Source organism: Ferroplasma acidarmanus Fer1, from assembly GCF_000152265.2.
GTDB classification, from domain to species: Archaea; Thermoplasmatota; Thermoplasmata; order Thermoplasmatales; family Thermoplasmataceae; genus Ferroplasma; species Ferroplasma acidiphilum.
The window spans coordinates 1063554-1081233 of the sequence record NC_021592.1 but is presented as its reverse complement, the minus strand read 5'-3'; the positions used below and the strand labels follow the sequence as shown (position 1 = coordinate 1081233).

Sequence of the window (17680 nt, the reverse complement as noted above, 5' to 3'; positions counted from 1 at the left end):
GATTAAAATAGTTCTGAAAAACTATTATTTTATACCTCTGGAAGATAGGAAATCCATGAATTTATCGAGTGCTCTGCCACGATGTGAAATAATATTTTTTTCCTCTGTCGAAAGCTCTGCCAGTGTTTTATCATAGCCTTCTGGTATAAATATGGGGTCATAACCGAATTTGTTAGTTCCGGATTCCTTCTTTGCAATATGGCCATTTAATATTCCTGTAAATGTGTAGATTTCACTTTCCATGCTAAATCCTATCACAGTTTTGAAGTGTGCCTCTGAACCTGCCCCAATTTCCATGATTCTTGAATTCCCTAATGTAGACTGTACGTATGAGGCGTATGGGCCCGGGAAGCCGTTTAAAGATTTTATATAGAGCCCAGTATCATCAATAAAAAATGGAGAATCAATTTTTTCTGTTAACTTCATGCAGCTATCCCTGCATATTAATTCATTATCCTCTGCCTGGATTTCCTCATATTCCATTTTAACCCATGAAAGCTCTATATTTTTGCTTTTAAATAATGCCTTTGCCTCTTCGTATTTATGGCTATTGCTGGTAACAAATTTTATCATATAATACAGGAATCATATTATAATTTATTAATTATGCTGTGATGTTAATAATAATTTTAATACCCATAGTTAAATATACTCACGGAACAACACACGATTAAACAGGGCACTTCCAGGTATAACATATTACAGAAATTGTATATATTGTTTTATATCAAACATATCTCCTTCTTTGCTTTATTTCATCCAGCGTTTTTATAATTTCTACATAATTGGTGGATTTTTCCTTATAAGAACTTATAAAATGATTTTCAAGCACATCATAGTTTGAATACAGATTTTTAAATGATTCTGTGAGGAGGAAAATGTCATCTGCCATATCTTCTATTTCACAATTAAATTTTCCCATGCTGGGGTCTATTAGATATATATCTGGCCCAACAACCATGATATTGTTGGGGTTCAGATCGCCATGTGAGATTAATAGGTTATGCATTTCTCCTATTATCTGGCCAAGTTTATTTATAACCGCCATATAGTTATCCCCAGACCTGATTAGTTTATTGAGTGTTATACCATCAAGTTTTTGCATAACTAATGTGAAATTATACTTATCAAAATCATACAGAATAGGAGAATTTATTCCATTGCTTTTTAGCCTGAATATAAGGTTAAACTCATTTTTCATTCTTTCTGTTCTTATTTTGCGATCCAGTTCCTGATTTCTGTATTCTTTTTCTACGCGCTGTTTTGTAATAGTTTTCCTACCATAAAACTGCGATTCTGAAATCAATGCTTCTGCCCCCCTGTTATTGCTTATAACAGGCTTTTTTGAGTTAATCCAGGGAACCTTGACTTCATCGATCCTGAAACTTTGATTTACCTTTGTATCCATTATATGCTGCCTCTGCCCAGAAAGATACATTAACATGCCTGCCTGTGCGATCATGGCACCATTATCCATACAGTATTTTTTATCTGTAAGATAGGCAACATATCCAGATGACTTTGCCATATGTGAAACCATTGAACGGAGCCGATCGTTTCTGGCTACCCCTCCTGCAAGTAAAATCTCCCTTTTATCTGTATAATATAATGCCCGTTCTAAAACCTCTACCAGCATGGAAAAGGTTGTTTCCTGGACGCTATAGCATATATTTTCTATGGATTCCCTTCCTATATAATTCCTGGCTGCTGTATAAATTCCTGAAAATGATGTATCCATTCCCTTTACAGAGTATGGCAAATCCAGCAATTTATCACCTTTTAAAGCAAATTCCTCTATTTTTGGTCCTCCTGGAAATGGTATGCCTACATCCCTTGCCAGTTTGTCCAGCAGATTTCCCAGCCCAATATCCATGGTCTCCCCAAGAACTTTATAGGAATTTTCTTCATGTGCTATAATCTGTGTATTCCCCCCGGAAATATATAACATTATAGGATCCTTTGCCCCGGAAAGTTTCCTTCCTATTTCCACATGCCCGAGCGGGTGGTTAACACCTATTAATGGAATCCCGTATTTAATTGAAAATGCCCTGGCAGCTGTAGCTACAACCCTCAAACACGGCCCTAGGCCGGGGCCCATGGAAAAAGCCACCAGGTTTATCTGGCCAGGTGATAGGCCACTTTCTTCAAATGCTTTCTTCATAACAGGCAATATGTTATCGGCGTGGTGGATTGCTGCTTCCCTTGGATGTATGCCACCATTTTTTGGTATGTAAGTTGATGAGAAATTTGAAATGATTCTATTATCGTCTACGATACCGGCACTTATTGTATGAGCTGTGCCCTCAAGCCCCAGGACTTTCATAGTACATTATTACCATTTATTATTTTACCATTATAGTTATTTAATTAATAGAAAAATTATTGTTATGTATAAAAATCTAAAAATTTTGGATTAATCTTTGTATTTTATAGCAGAAGATGCCCTGAATACAAATTTGTCTTTAGCTGGAACTTTGATTTCTTCTCTGGTTTTAGGGTTTCTTGCAACTCTTTCCTTCTGTTCCTTTCTTTCAAAGATTCCGAAATCAGCAAGGTTGACTTTGTTTCCTGCATTGACTGATTCTACTGTTTCCTTAAGGAATGCCGTTATTATCTCTGCTGTCTTCTTCTGGGTCGTGTTTGTAGTGCTGGCAACCTTCTTTGATAATTCACTTATACCTACCATTATTTCACCAATACATAATATAATTTGTAATATAAAAACTTTTCTCTAAAAAATCCAATAAAACCTTAAAATTACTGAATTTGCTTTAGATTTGAACTGGAATGCATACATTTATTACACTTATTCATGGAGTGCCAATTGAAATATAAGGAATATTAACTCTATTCTGCCTTTAAATATGGTAAGGATTTATAACTCAAATAATTTCCAGGCATTTCCTGCTATGGAATAAAATTTATACGGGTTCCGATAAGAATTATATACGCAATAAATATAAACTTACATGAGATTAATAGAAAATTGGTTTTCGGAAAGATACTCGGACAATTTGCAACTATCCTTCAGGGTAAAGGACCAGCTACTTTCCGTTAAAACGGACTACCAGAGAATAGACCTTTTCGATACCTATGATTTTGGAAAGTTATTATCCATAGATGGAACCGTGCAATTAACTGAAAAAGATGAATACGTTTACCATGAAATGATAACTATGGTTCCCCATTATTTCAACTCCAGGCCATCAAATGTATTAATAATAGGCGGCGGGGACGGTGGAGCAGCCAGAAGGTTGCTGGACCTTGGGACAGATAAGATTACAAATGTTGAAATTGATGGAAATGTTGTAGAGATTGCAAAAAAATATTTTCCAGATATATCGTCATCTTTCAAGGATAGCAGGGTAAAATTAATTGTAGGGGATGGAATAAAATACATAAAAGAAACAGAGAATAAATTTGACAGGATAATAATAGATTCCACGGATCCTGTTGGCCCGGCCGAGGGATTATTCTCCAGAGATTTCTATGAGGACATAAAGGCACATTTAACAGATGATGGAATAGTGGTAACACAATCGGGTTCTCCATACTATCAGCCAGCTGCCCTGGCTATGGCACATAAAGGCATGTCAGAGGTATTTAAAAGCGTAAAGACATACTGTGCATTTATACCCACATATCCAAGCGGACTATGGTCATTTACAATGGCATCTTCCGGAGAAATGAAACTGAGGGATGAAAAAGCAAAGTCTGGCAAATATTTCAATAGTGATATATTGACCGGTTCATTTTATCTTCCGGAATTTGTTAAAAATATACTAAAATAATTATTTTTTTATTCCCCATTTATGTTTTGCCTGCTTAAGCAGCTCATCATAGTTTTTCCCAAGCCTCTTTGAAATTCTTTCCAGGCTGGGCATATTATCAATAAAAGTTTTTTTGCTGCTGCTCTTTAATAATTTTTTAAATGTGTATATATCATTAAGTATTGAATATGTCAAATAAGCAAAATATATGAATACAATTGTTGAGGCTATCAATATCCAGTACTGCCAGTTGCCAAGTGACTTTAACGGGATCAGGTTTATCAAATATTGATTATGGAATAGCAAACCGTTTAGAGAGATTATAAGAAAAAATAGTGATACAATGCTTATTATAATATATACTATATATAATTTATCCCTGTACATCTAGTAATGGTAATAAGATAAACTATTTAGATATTAGCTTCTTACGTTCCTTTGTTGTATATCCGGTGAGGGCTTCAAGCAGGTTGTTGAAGAATTTTATTGTTTCCCCTGGATTACTGTACTGGGTATCTGTTTCTGTTTCAACATATAATTTCTTCCCGTCTGTCCATAGTTCAATTTTTTTTAGTCCGGGATATGAAGAAATTATATGGTTTCCTTCCTGTTGAAATTCAAGGTTTCTAGATTTCAGGGTTTCCATTACATACGTTTCATTAATTTTAATTGTTTTTTTAACAGGATATGTTCTCATTTTTTCACCTATATTTTCTTTGCGAGTTTTTTCTGATATTTTTTTGAAAGTGCCCTCCAGTACATTAACTCCATATACTGGGCATCATGTTCAAGCAGGGGAGACATGGATATAATATCCATATCCCTGTCACTGGTAGATATTACCTCTGCAAGAGTTTCGAATTTGAGGTCTCCGTGTTTTATTGCAGTTATCTTTAATTCGTTCCCGTTATCGTATTCTACTCCACCAAATTCTGAATACAGATCATACTTTGCATATTTCGCAAATGCAGCAACCACATCTTCAAAGTTCTTCGCGTCTATAAGTGAACCATTATTTATGGAGTGGATGTGTGGGAAGTTAAGTATGGGTTCCACCTCCGGTATCCGATCCGCAAGATAAAACAGTTCTTTCTGTGTCCCGAACAGGTCTTTTTTGCCGGAAGCTTCTACGCCAATATATGGATATCCATTTTCATGTGAAAATTTTTTTGCAACGTCTGCATAAATATCAAGGGCGTTTTTGAGGCTTTCAGATTTTTTTCTGGTATAAAATCCTGTATGGGTAATTATTCTTTTAGCCCCCATGGCCTTTCCTATTAAAAGCGACCATCGCAAATGGTTAAGTGACTTCTCTGCCATTTCCCCGCCATTTAATAGATCCATATAATATGGAGCATGCATTGATATATCCACATCAAGTTCCCTGGCTATTTCACTTCCCTCTTTCAATTCATCATAATTGCGTGCCATATTCCAGAAAATTTCCTGCACTATGTCATCTTCTTCTATTTCCTTTTCAGTGCCTATGCTTCTATAGTTACCGGTGTCATCAGGCCTTAAAACGTCAACAATGATGGAGTCTGTAACATCCTTAGGATACATATCAACATATTCAATTGCCGGGTCTTCACTCACATTTACCCTTAAAAGTTGAACTTCAAGAGAATTTAAGCCGAGATTTGCCACTTCCTGAATTGAATCCATATACGTTCTTCCCTTACTGGTAAGTGGTATTCCAGCAACACCAAACTTTATCATTCTTTTAATGATATATCTTACTTATTTTAACCTTTTGAAAATTCCTGCATATTCTCTACGAATTGAGGAAGCATTATAAATAATGCACAGTGAAAATATTCTTTATATTTTATCTCCAGATTGAGGTACTAATTATAGTTATAGAAATTTTGAAAATTCATGCTATGGTTTAATCTTCTGCAGGAATCAGCACTGCATATTGCTTTAATTATTAATTCATGCCAGAAATGATAACGAATAGATTATATACATTTTATACATAACAATTTAATGGTAAGTAAAAATTATCATAATAACTTAATTAACACAAATAACGGTGATAATAATGAATGTCGATCCAAACATAACGAAATATGTTATCAAAGCAAAGATAGTAACTGACGGAGTTGTTGAAAAACCAGATGTTGTTGGTGCAATATTTGGTCAAACTGAAGGATTATTGGGTGAAGAATTAGATTTAAGGGATTTGCAAAAAAGTGGGAAAATTGGAAGAATTGAAGTTGAGATAGATACTAAAAAAGGCAGAACAGAGGGCTTTGTCCTTATTCCGTCCGGGCTTGACCAGGTTGAGAGTTCAATTCTTGCTGCTGCTCTTGAAACTATAGACAGAATAGGGCCCTGTAAGGCGAAGGTTGATATAGAAGACGTGGAAGACGTAAGAATTAACAAAAGAGATAAGGTTATACAGAGAGCCGAGGAATTGTATAAAAAAATGGGTACAAACGGGAAAAGCCTCAGTGAAAGTATTATCCAATCTGTAAGGGAAGAAGTCGAAAAAAAGGAGATTCTTTCCTATGGAGAGGAACACCTCCCTGCTGGACCGGCTGTTGGAACTTCAGATTCTATTATAGTTGTTGAAGGCAGAAATGATGTCCTTAATCTGTTAAGGTATGGCATAAAAAATACCATAGCTGTACAGGGAACAAGTGTTCCAAAAACGGTTAAAGAGCTTTCCAAAGCAAGGACTGTAACATTATTTGTTGATGGTGACCATGGGGGCGAACTAATAATAAAGGAAATGCTCCAGGTTGCTGATGTTGACTTTATAGCCAGGGCTCCACCAGGAACAGAGGTTGAGGAGCTTACATATAAGCAGATAGTAAAAGCACTTAAATACAAAGCACCTGTAAACCAGTATCTTGAATCCCACGGAATGATTGAGGAACTGAAGGAATTTACCGAGAAAAACAATAAAGCCATAGCAGATATGAACGTAAATACTACAGTTAAGGAGGAGCCCCAACAGAAGAAACAAGAGAAAGAGCCTAAACACGTGGAAACCGCTGAAGTGGAAGCACCGGTAATAGAGGAAATCAACGATATAAACGATCCAAGATTTGTGAGAAATAAATTGAACGAGTTATTTGAAAGCAAAGCCGTTGAAATTTATGATGATGCGGGAAATCCCATAGCAAGATATCCAGTATCCGATGCAGCTGAATTGATGCAGAGCGTAAAAAACGGAACAACAATTATTAGTGGCGGAGTAATATCCCAGAGATTTGTTGATATTGCTTTCAGCATGGGCGTAAAATCTATTTATGGCATGAAAATCGGACATGTGACAAAAAAACCGGATGAGATAAGGGTGGTTACATGGGAACATATGTAAATTATACAGAATACCCCGATACATCATTCATAAAAATCCCATCTAACCCCCTTGATAGAGTAATAGGGCAGGAAGAGGCTGTTCGCCTGGCATTAATTGCCGCAAAACAGAGAAGGAATCTTTTACTTGTAGGTCCACCCGGTGTTGGAAAATCAATGATAGCCCAGGCAATGTCATTTTACATTAGCAGGCCTGAGGAAGAAATAAGGGTTGTCCACAATCCTTCGTATCCTGAACGGCCGTTTATTGAGGTCAGGACAATTGCCGAAATTGAAAATGAAAAACACGAAATGAATTCGATAGAGGGAGAGATTATAGAACCAAAAGATGCACCTGATAATGTTGCACAGAGGCTGGGTTATAAATGCCCGCACTGTGGTTTTTACTCATCTCCTACGGAAAGTGTTTGCCCGAACTGCAACAACCCGAAGGTTGTAAACAACACACAGGGCCCATTTAATGATGTTTTCAATGTAATAGGAGTTGCTTTTGGTGTAAACAACAACAATGACAGGGTAACCCAGACAAGAAAAGTGGGAGATAAAGAGCAGATAGTTGTATACGAAAAATACGGTGACAAAATACGTGTCCTGGATGAAAAAACTCTGGAACGCAGGCGGAAGCTTGAGAAAAAGAGCCCGAGCAAGGTTATTGTCCCAATTGATAGAAATCCATTTGTGCTGGCTACAGGAGCCAGTGAAACAGAACTTTTAGGAGATGTAAGGCATGACCCCTATGGCGGGCACCCCCAGCTGGGGACTATGCCATATGAGAGGGTTGTTGCCGGTTCAGTGCATATGGCCCATGAGGGTGTTCTTTTCATTGATGAAATCACACACTTAGGCAATCTACAGCGTTTTATCCTGACAGCAATGCAGGAGAGGAAATTCCCAATAGTCGGAAGAAATCCACAGAGTGCTGGAGCCAGCGTCAAGGTTGATGATGTGCCAACAGATTTTATTCTAGTAGCTGCTTGCAATATTCAGGACTTGCAATATATACTCAGCCCGTTAAGATCCAGAATTGTGGGCAATGGATATGAGGTATTAATGGAAAATTCTATACCTGATACAAAGGAAAACCGCATGAAATACCTTCAATTCATAGCACAGGAGATAAATGTAGATGGGAAGATTCCACATATGACTATGGATGCTGCTGATTTGATTATAAATGAGGGCAGGCGCAGGGCATTGGAGGAGCATAAAAGCAATGCTTTGACACTTAAATTGAGAGAACTTGGCGGCCTGATTCGCGCCTCCGGTGATATGTCAATTGAAAATGGCCACAAACTCATAGAAAAATCCGATGTTAAAGAGGCATTATCGCTTTATGTCCCGGTTGAGGAAAAAATAAAGAAGTACTATGGCAGCATGAATAACGCACTGGGTGAGGAAGCGACAGGTTCCCAGCGTGGAGAATACTATAATTACTACAACAACAGTGAGGACCGGTCATACCAGTGAACTACCTCATGCTAAAGCATAGAGACTTTCTGCTTCATTGACCATACTTTAACTTCACATAGGAGCTAATACTAAGCCATTCAAAGCCGGAGGCAATAATCTCCACAGGCGTAAATTCCCTGCTATCCTCAGGTACAATATAGGTGTTGATGCCTTATGTTTAAGTGCGCCGGTTATTCCACCTATATCTATGGGTTTGATATTATTGTATAAGCCTTGCGGTACATAATAATTATCTCAAAAATGTTTAATTTATTGTTATTTTAAAAATTATTCCATTCGTAGTATTTTAAAATTGTTTAAATATTAATTAATTATAAGATGTTTAACAATTCCAGCAATTCATCCACATCGTAAACTCAGTGGCTTTCTTTCTGGTAGAATGATTTGTAATTTTTTAAACCAAAAGCATTAATACATTTTACTTATGCACATTAAATGGCAATTCTACTTTTGTTTATCACTGTATTCGTGGCATTATTCGCAATAATGAATCCAATAGGTGCAGTCCCTATACTGATAACGCTTACAGATGGATACAGTCTGAAAGAACGGAAGGAAGTTATACGTAGAAGTGTGTACATGGCTTCCGGCATGGTTTTCGGATTTATGTTTCTGGGAGTTTATATTTTTGATATACTTGGAATTAGCATTTACGATTTTGAAATAGCTGGAGGCATACTGCTTTTCAAGGTTGGTTTTGATATGCTTCAGGGCAAAACATCAACAACAAAGATAACAAATGCAGAACAGCAGGATTCAGCTGATCGGGAAGGCATAGCTATAGCACCGATAGGAACGCCTCTACTGGCAGGGCCAGGAACTATAACCACAGCAATTATTTACTTCAACAGAGCTGGAATAGACATATTTTCCAGGCTGATGGTAGTTCTAGCAGTAATACTTGTATTAGTCCTGGCGTTTATTATTCTCAGGTATTCCCTTCCCATATTCCAGAAAATCGGGAAGACCGGATCAATAGTAATATCAAGGATAATGGGATTGCTGCTTACTGCTATAGCCGTTGACCTTATTACAACAGGTATCATCCATATTTTTCATGTGTGATAAATTTTCTGGAATAGAAGGCATAACTTAATTCCGTGATGCCTTAGTTAATGGCTGAGTTGTACCGGTTTTAATTATCCCCTGCTATTTGATATACTATAGTCAATAATTTCTATAAACTCATATATAGATGCTATGGCATAGCAACATACGGCGTTTCTCATACGGGGGTGTCTGGACGGAACATTTCCAGAACAGCTTGAAATTGTTCCTTCGATATTTGCCCGGGAGCTGTAGGTTGTGTATATGATGCGTAGGAATAATCGGAAACGAGATATGCAGATACTACTCTTAAAAAACTATTTTCCGAGCCCATAGGTATGTAAGCTAATTTTATCCCGTTCTTTTTTCTGTAAGCATAAAGGTAATTGAGGTCCTTGAGAAATTTTTCTATGTCAGTATATGCGAGTGCGATCTTGTAAATGTCAGGGTTGAATTCTGACATATCTTCTAACAGGGCTGGAACATCATCATTATTATCTCCGTGGAACGATATCATAAGCTTTGAGTTGTTAAACATATTTCTATTGAATGTAAATGATTTAATATCAATATCAATAACCGGTGGGCTGAATTTTAATGCAGTACCATATACCTTCTCTATTTCATTTTTATCTGCAGACCTGAATGTGAATATATAATCAACCTTATGTGAATTTAAATACATAAGCATATCTTCTAGATTTTTCAGGCTCTTATCATTAAAAAGGTCGTATCTGATTTCATAATGGCCCTTGAAATTATCTTTATTTTTGTCAAATTCCAGTTTCATCTGGCGGGAGTCAGGAAAAAACATTGACGTATATATAATGCATGAATTTTCAGGCATAATTGAATATACAACACTCATATAAAATTATATATATAATGCATAGTACGATAAACCTTTTTACATAGAATACTATACCAGAATATGGATATGATAGAAATTAAAAAAGGCGGTGTGTACACAGTTGTTTCATCAAGCGGTGATGACAAGCCGATGATTACTGAAGGCGAATACGTGGGATATGCAATACTTGGTGAGGAAGGTTCCCTGGTTTTAAGAGTAAGCTCGGAGGGCAAGTCAAAATTAAGGCTTATACCTGTTGGAACAATATCATATATCGAATTCGATGAAGAGAATATAGTGTCAAAGAATAAGGAAGATGACAAAGGGAAAACAACATATTTTAATTAAATTTTTAAAATAGCATGATAAATTCTTCCATGAACCCTTATTTTAGAGTAATGGATGAACATCATACACCCACGCAGAATGAATGAGAAGAAATAATATGTATGCATTTAAACACTTGAAATCAATAGCTTTGATTTCAAGGCACTGAGTTATAGCCCTAAAACAATATTTTTATACACATTAAACATGAAATAATATGGCCAGTGATAAACATATTAATTCTGTAATAGTTGTAGGTGGGGGCAGTTCCGGAACCAGTATTGCGTATAATCTCGCAAACCGTGGGAAAAAGGTAAAGTTAATTGAAAGGGGAAATATAGCTTCCGGCAATACTGGAAAATCAAGTGCCCTTGTAAGGACACATTATAGCAATGAATTAATTTCATCACTTGCACTTTATTCTATCAGGGAATTTATGAATTTTGGCAATACTGGATATTCTGGTTTTACAAAGACAGGCATGGTATTCCCGTTTAATGGCTCAAATGCTTTGGAAGCCAGCAAGAATTTTAAAATGTTGAAATCCCTTGGAATTAATGAAAAAGAAATTTCTCTGAAAGAAGTTAAAGAGTTTTTTCCGGATATAAGTACAGAAGGTTATGATTATATTTTATACGAACCGGATAGTGGGTATGCTGACCCGGTTGCCACTTCCAATGCATATGCATCGGCTGCAAAGAACCTTGGTGCAGAGATAGTTACCGGTAAATCAGTCAAAACGGTTTCTTCTGATAATGGCATGGCACATGTAGAAACGTATAATGGGGAGAAATTCTCTGCAGATGCTATAGTTCTGGCGACTAATACATGGACAAATGACTTGCTCCAGAGGTCAGGTGTTTCCAGTGCAGACCTTTTGCCTATATATGCTTCGGTACATGACACAATATACCTCAGAAGGCCTGAAGAATATACAGGAATAAAGCCTACATTATGGGATCCACAAAATTCATCATATTACAAGATGGAGGGGGCTTCCATAACTGCTATAGGAAGCCTTGACCCTGCTATAGACACAAGAGAATTTGACCCGGATGGAGATATTGAAAACCACATAACCGATGAGTATATAGAACAGTATCTCGGAAAATTAACTGATAGGCTGCCTGGAATGGCTAATGCTTCTGTAATCTCAACCGTTTCCGGGTTGTACGATATGTCACCAGATGGGCAGGCAATAATAGATTCATTGTCAGGAATAGGGCTGGATAATGTTTATGTATGTGCTGGGCTGAGCGGGCACGGATTTAAATTGTCCCCTGCATATGGGAGAATAGTGGCGGATATGTTGACGGTAAATGAACCGGAAAAAGCATTGTTTGACTGGCGCAACTTCTCTGCAAGCAGATTTAAAAGTAAAAAACCCATTAAATCTATGTATTCAGGGATAGGTACAATATATTAACTTTATAGAGAATAAAACCATGATTATTATTATATTTAGCAAGCCATCGGAGGGATTCGATCCCCCGACCTGCTGATTACAAATCAGCCGCTCTACCATGCTGAGCTACGATGGCGTAATTAGTGTATTAAAAATTATTATATAAAATTTCTATTTATTCGAAAAATAAAATTAAAATTTTATTCCTGGTGGTTGTATGCTTCCATTACATATTCGGCAAACTGGTCATCAGGATATGCGCCTGGAAAAGTCACATCATCATTTATTACTATGTGTGGAACAGCAGATACTCCAGCATCTGAGGCTTCCTTGTCAAATTCCAGTGACTCTATCATCTCGCTTTTTATGTTTTTGTTCATCAGAGCAAATTTATGAGCGGTTATAACAGCCTTCGGGCAATACTGGCATGTGGGAGTTACGTAAACCTTAATTGTAATAGGTTTGTCTATTTTTGATATAAGGTCAACAGCTTTTTTGGAAACGTCGGCTTCTCCAACAGATACATTTTCAAGGTCCTCAATTAACGAACCGAATTCATATCCTGATGGAATTCCATAGTATATTATCCTTCCATCCTTATCATCGTGCCTGGCTACTATTGTTGCAGGATATTTCTCAACGCCATATTTTTCTACCATTTCCTTATCTTTTTCGTAGACATATTTAACAATGTTAATTTTGTCAGATAATGCGCCGACTTCATCAACAAGGGATATGGTGTCCTTGCAATACTTGCAATCGCTGCTTTCCGATGAAAATACAACCAGATCAACAGTATTTTTTAATTTTTTATCGAAATCTTCCCTAAGGAATTTTGCATCCTCGTCTCTTATTAAACTCATAATTATCTTTTTGATATTTTATTAAGTTATAAAAACTTTACTGCACAAATATGTATAGTGACATGATAATGTACCGGCAGTTATTCTCCCATAAAGTACGGTATTAACTGGTTAATGCACATTATCTATGCTTTCCAGTTTATACATTATTCCGTCCGTATTTAGAAGTCTTATAGGGGGCATTCCATGAAGGATAGACAATGTGGGTTATGCCGAGAAGTTTAAGCGTTGAACAGGTAATGACTTAATAAGTTCTTTAGATAGATGTCAGGTTAACGGAAATCATAACCTGAAAATGTGGAACTTCTCTATTTATTTCCTTTAAATTAATCCTTAACTCTTAGTTTTTTACGTTATATGTCACATTTTCTCTCTCCATCTATGTAATGGTAAGTTAGTGTTTTACTGAGTTTATTACCATATTTGATTGGAGAAATATTTATATACATATCACGTATATATACGTTATATGAATAATATGCCAGACTGGGTATTGAAACATAAGGGAAAAGGAATAGAGATAAGGAGGTTCGGCGACAGGTATTATGCATATGAATCATCAAGCAGGTATGATAAGGAGCTAAAAAGGGCAAAGAAAGTTACAGGCAAATACCTTGGGGTTGTAACACCTGCTGGAATAATAAAGAAGAGCGATGTTTCAGCCATAAGGGGAGACTATGAATATGGAAATATTGCATTGTTGTATGGAATAGCAGGGAAGACAATACTCCCGGTACTGAAGCAGGTATTTCCATACATGTACGACAGGATAATAATATATGTTATCCTCAGGGATATACAGCCGCTACCAATGAAGTCCTTAAGGTATCTATATGAGAAAACATACCTTTCAAGAATGTATAGGGAATCCATGTCTCCCGGGTCCATTTCAGGAATGCTGTCATCACTGCCACAGGAAGGCATGGTAAATGCAATGGGGAAGCTCACGGAGAAGGGAGAATATGTTTTAATGGATTCAACAGCCATATTCTCCAGATCGGATAATATATCATTCCTGGAACCCGGCCATAATTCTAAGGAGATACACCTGCCACAGATCAATGTTATGATGTTATTCTCATCAACAAGGACTCTACCCACATTTATAAGGGTACTTCCAGGGTCAATAAGGGATGTGTCAGCTATGGCAAATACAATAGACATGGCAGGTATTGAGAAATGCGTTATAGTAGCGGATAAGGGTTTCTTCTCCGCAGACAATATTAAAAAGTTAAGGAAGAGGCATCTTAGCTACATCATACCATTAAGGAGGAATTCTTCCATTATACCTGAAAACGGTGATTTCCTTAATGTATTCATGTACAATGGAAAGCCTGTAAAGTGCTGGAAGCCTGAGAATGGTGTATATGTATTCGAAGACCCTGTTCTAAAATCAGAGGAGGAGAGGGACTACCTCATAAGAATCCATGACAATATAAGGCCTAAATCATCATACTACGATCATTCCGGTGACTTTGGAAAGCTTTACCTTTTATCCGATATCAATGATGAACCGGAACGGATATACAGATTGTACAAAGAACGCGAATACGTTGAATACGCTTTCAATGTATACAAGAATGACCTTGAAACGGATAGATCATATATCAGGGATGATCACATGCTTTCATCCTACATGTTTTTGAATTTACTCTCACTTTACCTGCATTTCCAGGTACTTAACATGATAGATGGAAAATACAGTGTGAGGGATATCCTGCTTATCCTCTCCAGGATAAAAATCTACAGTACAGGGAAAACTGAGATGGTAAGCGAGATACCGAAGAAGGCAAAGGAACTCATATCAAAATTAGGGATAGATCTGGACATATTACGTAAAAAATGAAGAGTTAAGGATTAATATAATAAATAATATTATCACACATATGACTGAAAAACTGTATTATAATGATATGTACGGACGGGAATTTGATGCCTCCGTGATTTCGGTTAAGGATAACTATGTGGTACTGGACAAAACATTATTTTATCCTACAAGTGGAGGCCAGCCAAACGATACGGGTATACTCAAAACTTCTAATGGTGAAATGAAGATAATAGATGTTATCCAGGAAGACGGAGAAATCAGGCATATAGCTGACAAAATAGAGAATGTTACACCTGGGGCCAATGTACATGGCGTAATAGACTGGGATAAGAGGTATATACATATGAGATACCACACAGCAGTCCATATAATAGACGGCGTGGTGAATAATGATTATAAAAATGGGCTTCTAACCGGGGGACAGATATATGATGACCATGCGAGGGTGGACTTCAGTTTCGATATAATTGACCGCGACCTTATAACGCAGATTATCTCAAAGGCGCAGGATGTTATAAATTCAGGGCACAAAGTTTTTGCCCGTGAGATTAGCAGTGAAGAAGCACTGAAAATACCTGGGCTCGCCAGGACAGAACCGGGCAGGCAGTTAATAGAAAAATTGCCTGTTGTGCGTATTATAGAAATTGAGAATTTCGATTTCCAGGCTGACGGAGGGACACATGTAAAAAATACCGGAGAAGTGGGAAGGATAGAAATGCTAAAAATTGAAAATAAAGGAAAAGGGCACAAGAGGCTTAGCTTTAAGCTAGACTAACATCATCAACTAAAAAGTCAGGCAATCTGGTAGATGGTGGTATGTCGCTTTCCTTTATAATAATATTTTTTCCTGAGATTTTGAAATAGCTGTTCAGGAATTTTTCTATATAGTGGTTATTTATCATGCCCATTGTACCGACCCTCAATGTTGTATTTGCAAGTTTTCCCATTCCTTTAGAAACTGTTATTCCATGTTCAGCCAATTTGTTTACCATATCCGGATCATTGTTGTAGAAACATACAACAGTGCTGGAGTATGTGCCTTTATTTCCAAATATTTCTACACCATTATCAGAAAGGGAAGACCTTATGAAATCGGCAGATGATGTTATCCTTTTTACTCTGTTGGCAAACCCTTCTTTTTCAAGTATTTTCAGGGCAAAATTCAGCGATATAAAAGCACCGGTTGATGGTGTGTAAGCCGTTTCATTTTTTTCAAGAAACTTTAGTGAAGTTTTCAGGTCCAGATAAAATGGCGTATTTGTTGAAACTTGCGACATCACATCATTATACGCTTCAATAGAGAGGAATATTATTCCAATTCCAGGGATAGAGGCCAGGTTTTTCTGGCTGCCTGTTACCATAGCATAAATTCCATTCATATCCATATTATAACCGGCGAAACCGGATACATCGTCAACAAGCAGTTTAGCACCTTTTTCTTTAACTATTTTAATGATTTCTGTAAGGTCTCTTATTGCGGTGCCATTGGAAGTTTCATTGTGGACAAGGAACAATTTATCAAAATCCCTGCTGCGTATTTCTTCAAGAAGGGTTTCAATATTAAGCTGGTCATGCGTGATAAACTGAGTATTTGTGGTTTTTTTAGCTATTGAATCTATAAGCCGTTCTCCAAAGTTTCCATAGCTTATGGACAATACACGGTCATTATTGTTTATCAGGGAGAAAACCATGGTTTCTACAGCCAGTGTTCCGGATCCGGTAACCATTACTGTTTTATACGCTCCTGAAAATTTGTTGAGTAATGATTCATTTTCTTTGACAACATTCTTAAATTCTGGAGAACGATGGTTTGAAACAATGGATCCAGCATTTGAAACTGAATATGGGACTTCAACCGGGCCAGGTATGAGAAGCACTTTTACCACTCGTTAATTATATTGTCAGCGGTCATAATAGCAATCCGCTTCTGTGCTTCCTTTGTCTGTGCACCAAGATGTGGTGTGATCATGACATTGTCCAGCTTCAGCATTTCCATTTCATATTCTTCCTTTGCCGGTTCATTCCAGAAAACATCACTTACAAAAGCTGAAATTTTGCCATTTTTTAGATATTTTAACATATCCTTGCCATTTATTGCCCTCGCCCTGGAGGTATTCACTATGATTACTCCTTCCTTTAATTTTGATAGTTCATTATCATTTAATATGTAAGGAGAATCTTTTCTCATTGTAACGTTTATGGATATAACGTCGGATTGTTCCATTAATTCGTCAAGTGAGACTTTCTTGACATATTCAGGGTATTCTACCGGCATAGGATCGTATGCAATAAATTTCATTTTGAAAGTCCTGGAAGCATCAACTATTGCTTTTCCTATCCTTCCAAATCCTAAAATTCCTAAGGTTTTTCCCTCCAGTTCCATGCCCTTTAACTTTGTAAAATCATTCTTCCTTGTGTTTTCCATTCCTTTGTAAAGTGATCTGGCACCTATTACCATCATAGCAAGTGTAATTTCAACCACACTTTCAGTTGAAGAACCAGGCGCGTATACAACTTTTATATGTTTTTCCTCTGCATAATCTGTATCTATGTTATCTACACCAATTCCTGCCCTGGCGATTATTTTTAGCTTTTTTCCATTAGAAATTACATCCTTTGTGATTTTTGTCCGGCTCCTGACCACAACGACATCATAATCCTTTATAACTTCAAGGAGCTCCTGTGAAGATATTTTTGGTTTATAATCTATTTCAAATTTATCCTTTAACTTGTCTGTCATAACAGTGTCGACAGGGTCACATATCAGTACCTTTCCGTACATAGAAGGGG

At 36.9% G+C, this 17680-nt stretch carries 18 protein-coding genes and 1 tRNA gene; 8 read left to right on the top strand and 11 right to left on the bottom strand.

The window, feature by feature from the left end; all coding sequences use genetic code 11:
- Positions 1-24 precede the first annotated feature (24 nt).
- From FACI_RS05505 to FACI_RS05495, 3 genes are all read right to left on the bottom strand, one after another.
- On the bottom strand, positions 25-573 hold the full coding sequence (locus FACI_RS05505) for an XTP/dITP diphosphatase (protein WP_009887141.1): 549 nt from the start codon (positions 571-573) through the stop codon (positions 25-27).
- A 154-nt stretch (positions 574-727) separates the two neighbouring features.
- Positions 728-2323, bottom strand: coding sequence for a bifunctional N(6)-L-threonylcarbamoyladenine synthase/serine/threonine protein kinase (locus FACI_RS05500; protein ID WP_009887140.1), 1596 nt, complete (start codon positions 2321-2323; stop codon positions 728-730).
- A 90-nt stretch (positions 2324-2413) separates the two neighbouring features.
- Positions 2414-2686 carry an HU family DNA-binding protein gene (locus FACI_RS05495; RefSeq protein ID WP_009887139.1) on the bottom strand — a complete coding sequence of 91 codons (273 nt, stop codon included), beginning with the start codon at positions 2684-2686 and terminating at the stop codon, positions 2414-2416.
- A gap of 283 nt (positions 2687-2969) precedes the next feature.
- On the opposite strand from FACI_RS05495, the gene speE reads away from it, so the two are divergent.
- On the top strand, positions 2970-3791 hold the full coding sequence (gene speE, locus FACI_RS05490; protein ID WP_009887138.1) for a polyamine aminopropyltransferase: 822 nt from the start codon (positions 2970-2972) through the stop codon (positions 3789-3791).
- Here the strand turns inward: speE and FACI_RS05485 are convergent, their stop codons facing one another.
- The 3 genes from FACI_RS05485 to FACI_RS05475 are packed head-to-tail and all read right to left on the bottom strand — an operon-like array spanning position 3792 to position 5489.
- Positions 3792-4157, bottom strand: a complete 366-nt coding sequence (locus FACI_RS05485; protein WP_009887137.1) for a DUF3198 domain-containing protein — start codon at positions 4155-4157, stop codon at positions 3792-3794.
- A gap of 22 nt (positions 4158-4179) precedes the next feature.
- On the bottom strand, positions 4180-4467 hold the full coding sequence (locus tag FACI_RS05480; protein WP_009887136.1) for a DUF5611 family protein: 288 nt from the start codon (positions 4465-4467) through the stop codon (positions 4180-4182).
- A gap of 8 nt (positions 4468-4475) precedes the next feature.
- Positions 4476-5489 (bottom strand): TIM barrel protein, encoded by a 1014-nt coding sequence (locus tag FACI_RS05475; protein ID WP_009887135.1) that lies wholly within the window; start codon positions 5487-5489, stop codon positions 4476-4478.
- A gap of 325 nt (positions 5490-5814) precedes the next feature.
- On the opposite strand from FACI_RS05475, the gene dnaG reads away from it, so the two are divergent.
- The 3 genes from dnaG (at position 5815) to FACI_RS05460 (ending at position 9635) form a co-directional block, all read left to right on the top strand.
- Positions 5815-7101 (top strand): DNA primase DnaG, encoded by a 1287-nt coding sequence (gene dnaG, locus FACI_RS05470; protein ID WP_009887134.1) that lies wholly within the window; start codon positions 5815-5817, stop codon positions 7099-7101.
- Positions 7086-8567, top strand: coding sequence for an ATP-binding protein (locus tag FACI_RS05465; RefSeq protein WP_009887133.1), 1482 nt, complete (start codon positions 7086-7088; stop codon positions 8565-8567). Before dnaG ends, FACI_RS05465 begins: the two co-directional genes overlap by 16 nt.
- A gap of 438 nt (positions 8568-9005) precedes the next feature.
- Entirely contained in the window at positions 9006-9635 is a 630-nt protein-coding gene (locus FACI_RS05460; protein ID WP_009887132.1) for a MarC family protein, read from the top strand.
- 160 nt (positions 9636-9795) lie between these two features.
- Here the strand turns inward: FACI_RS05460 and FACI_RS05455 are convergent, their stop codons facing one another.
- Complete coding sequence (locus FACI_RS05455) at positions 9796-10464, bottom strand: type I 3-dehydroquinate dehydratase (protein WP_187288937.1); 669 nt, start codon at positions 10462-10464, stop codon at positions 9796-9798.
- Positions 10465-10548: 84 nt separating this feature from the next.
- Between FACI_RS05455 and FACI_RS05450 the strand changes: the two genes are divergently transcribed.
- On the top strand, positions 10549-10815 hold the full coding sequence (locus FACI_RS05450; RefSeq protein ID WP_009887130.1) for a hypothetical protein: 267 nt from the start codon (positions 10549-10551) through the stop codon (positions 10813-10815).
- 196 nt (positions 10816-11011) lie between these two features.
- Positions 11012-12220 carry an NAD(P)/FAD-dependent oxidoreductase gene (locus FACI_RS05445; RefSeq protein ID WP_009887129.1) on the top strand — a complete coding sequence of 403 codons (1209 nt, stop codon included), beginning with the start codon at positions 11012-11014 and terminating at the stop codon, positions 12218-12220.
- Between the two features lie 41 nt (positions 12221-12261).
- Here the strand turns inward: FACI_RS05445 and FACI_RS05440 are convergent.
- Positions 12262-12335, bottom strand: a tRNA-Thr gene (locus FACI_RS05440).
- A 64-nt stretch (positions 12336-12399) separates the two neighbouring features.
- Positions 12400-13062 (bottom strand): protein disulfide oxidoreductase, encoded by a 663-nt coding sequence (gene pdo, locus FACI_RS05435; RefSeq protein ID WP_009887128.1) that lies wholly within the window; start codon positions 13060-13062, stop codon positions 12400-12402.
- A gap of 469 nt (positions 13063-13531) precedes the next feature.
- Here pdo and FACI_RS05430 point away from each other — a divergent pair, with 469 nt between their 5' ends.
- Together FACI_RS05430 and alaXM are read left to right on the top strand one after the other, a co-directional pair.
- The gene (locus FACI_RS05430; RefSeq protein WP_009887127.1) at positions 13532-14908 is read left to right on the top strand and encodes a transposase; all 1377 of its coding nucleotides are present in this window, start codon (positions 13532-13534) and stop codon (positions 14906-14908) included.
- 40 nt (positions 14909-14948) lie between these two features.
- On the top strand, positions 14949-15665 hold the full coding sequence (gene alaXM / locus FACI_RS05425; RefSeq protein ID WP_009887126.1) for an alanyl-tRNA editing protein AlaXM: 717 nt from the start codon (positions 14949-14951) through the stop codon (positions 15663-15665).
- On the opposite strand, the gene FACI_RS05420 is transcribed toward alaXM, so the two are convergent.
- Positions 15652-16767 (bottom strand): pyridoxal-phosphate-dependent aminotransferase family protein, encoded by a 1116-nt coding sequence (locus FACI_RS05420; protein ID WP_019841589.1) that lies wholly within the window; start codon positions 16765-16767, stop codon positions 15652-15654. The two genes, alaXM and FACI_RS05420, sit on opposite strands and share 14 nt — an antisense overlap.
- A gap of 2 nt (positions 16768-16769) precedes the next feature.
- Complete coding sequence (locus FACI_RS05415; protein WP_009887124.1) at positions 16770-17672, bottom strand: NAD(P)-dependent oxidoreductase; 903 nt, start codon at positions 17670-17672, stop codon at positions 16770-16772.
- Between the last annotated feature and the right edge of the window lie 8 nt (positions 17673-17680).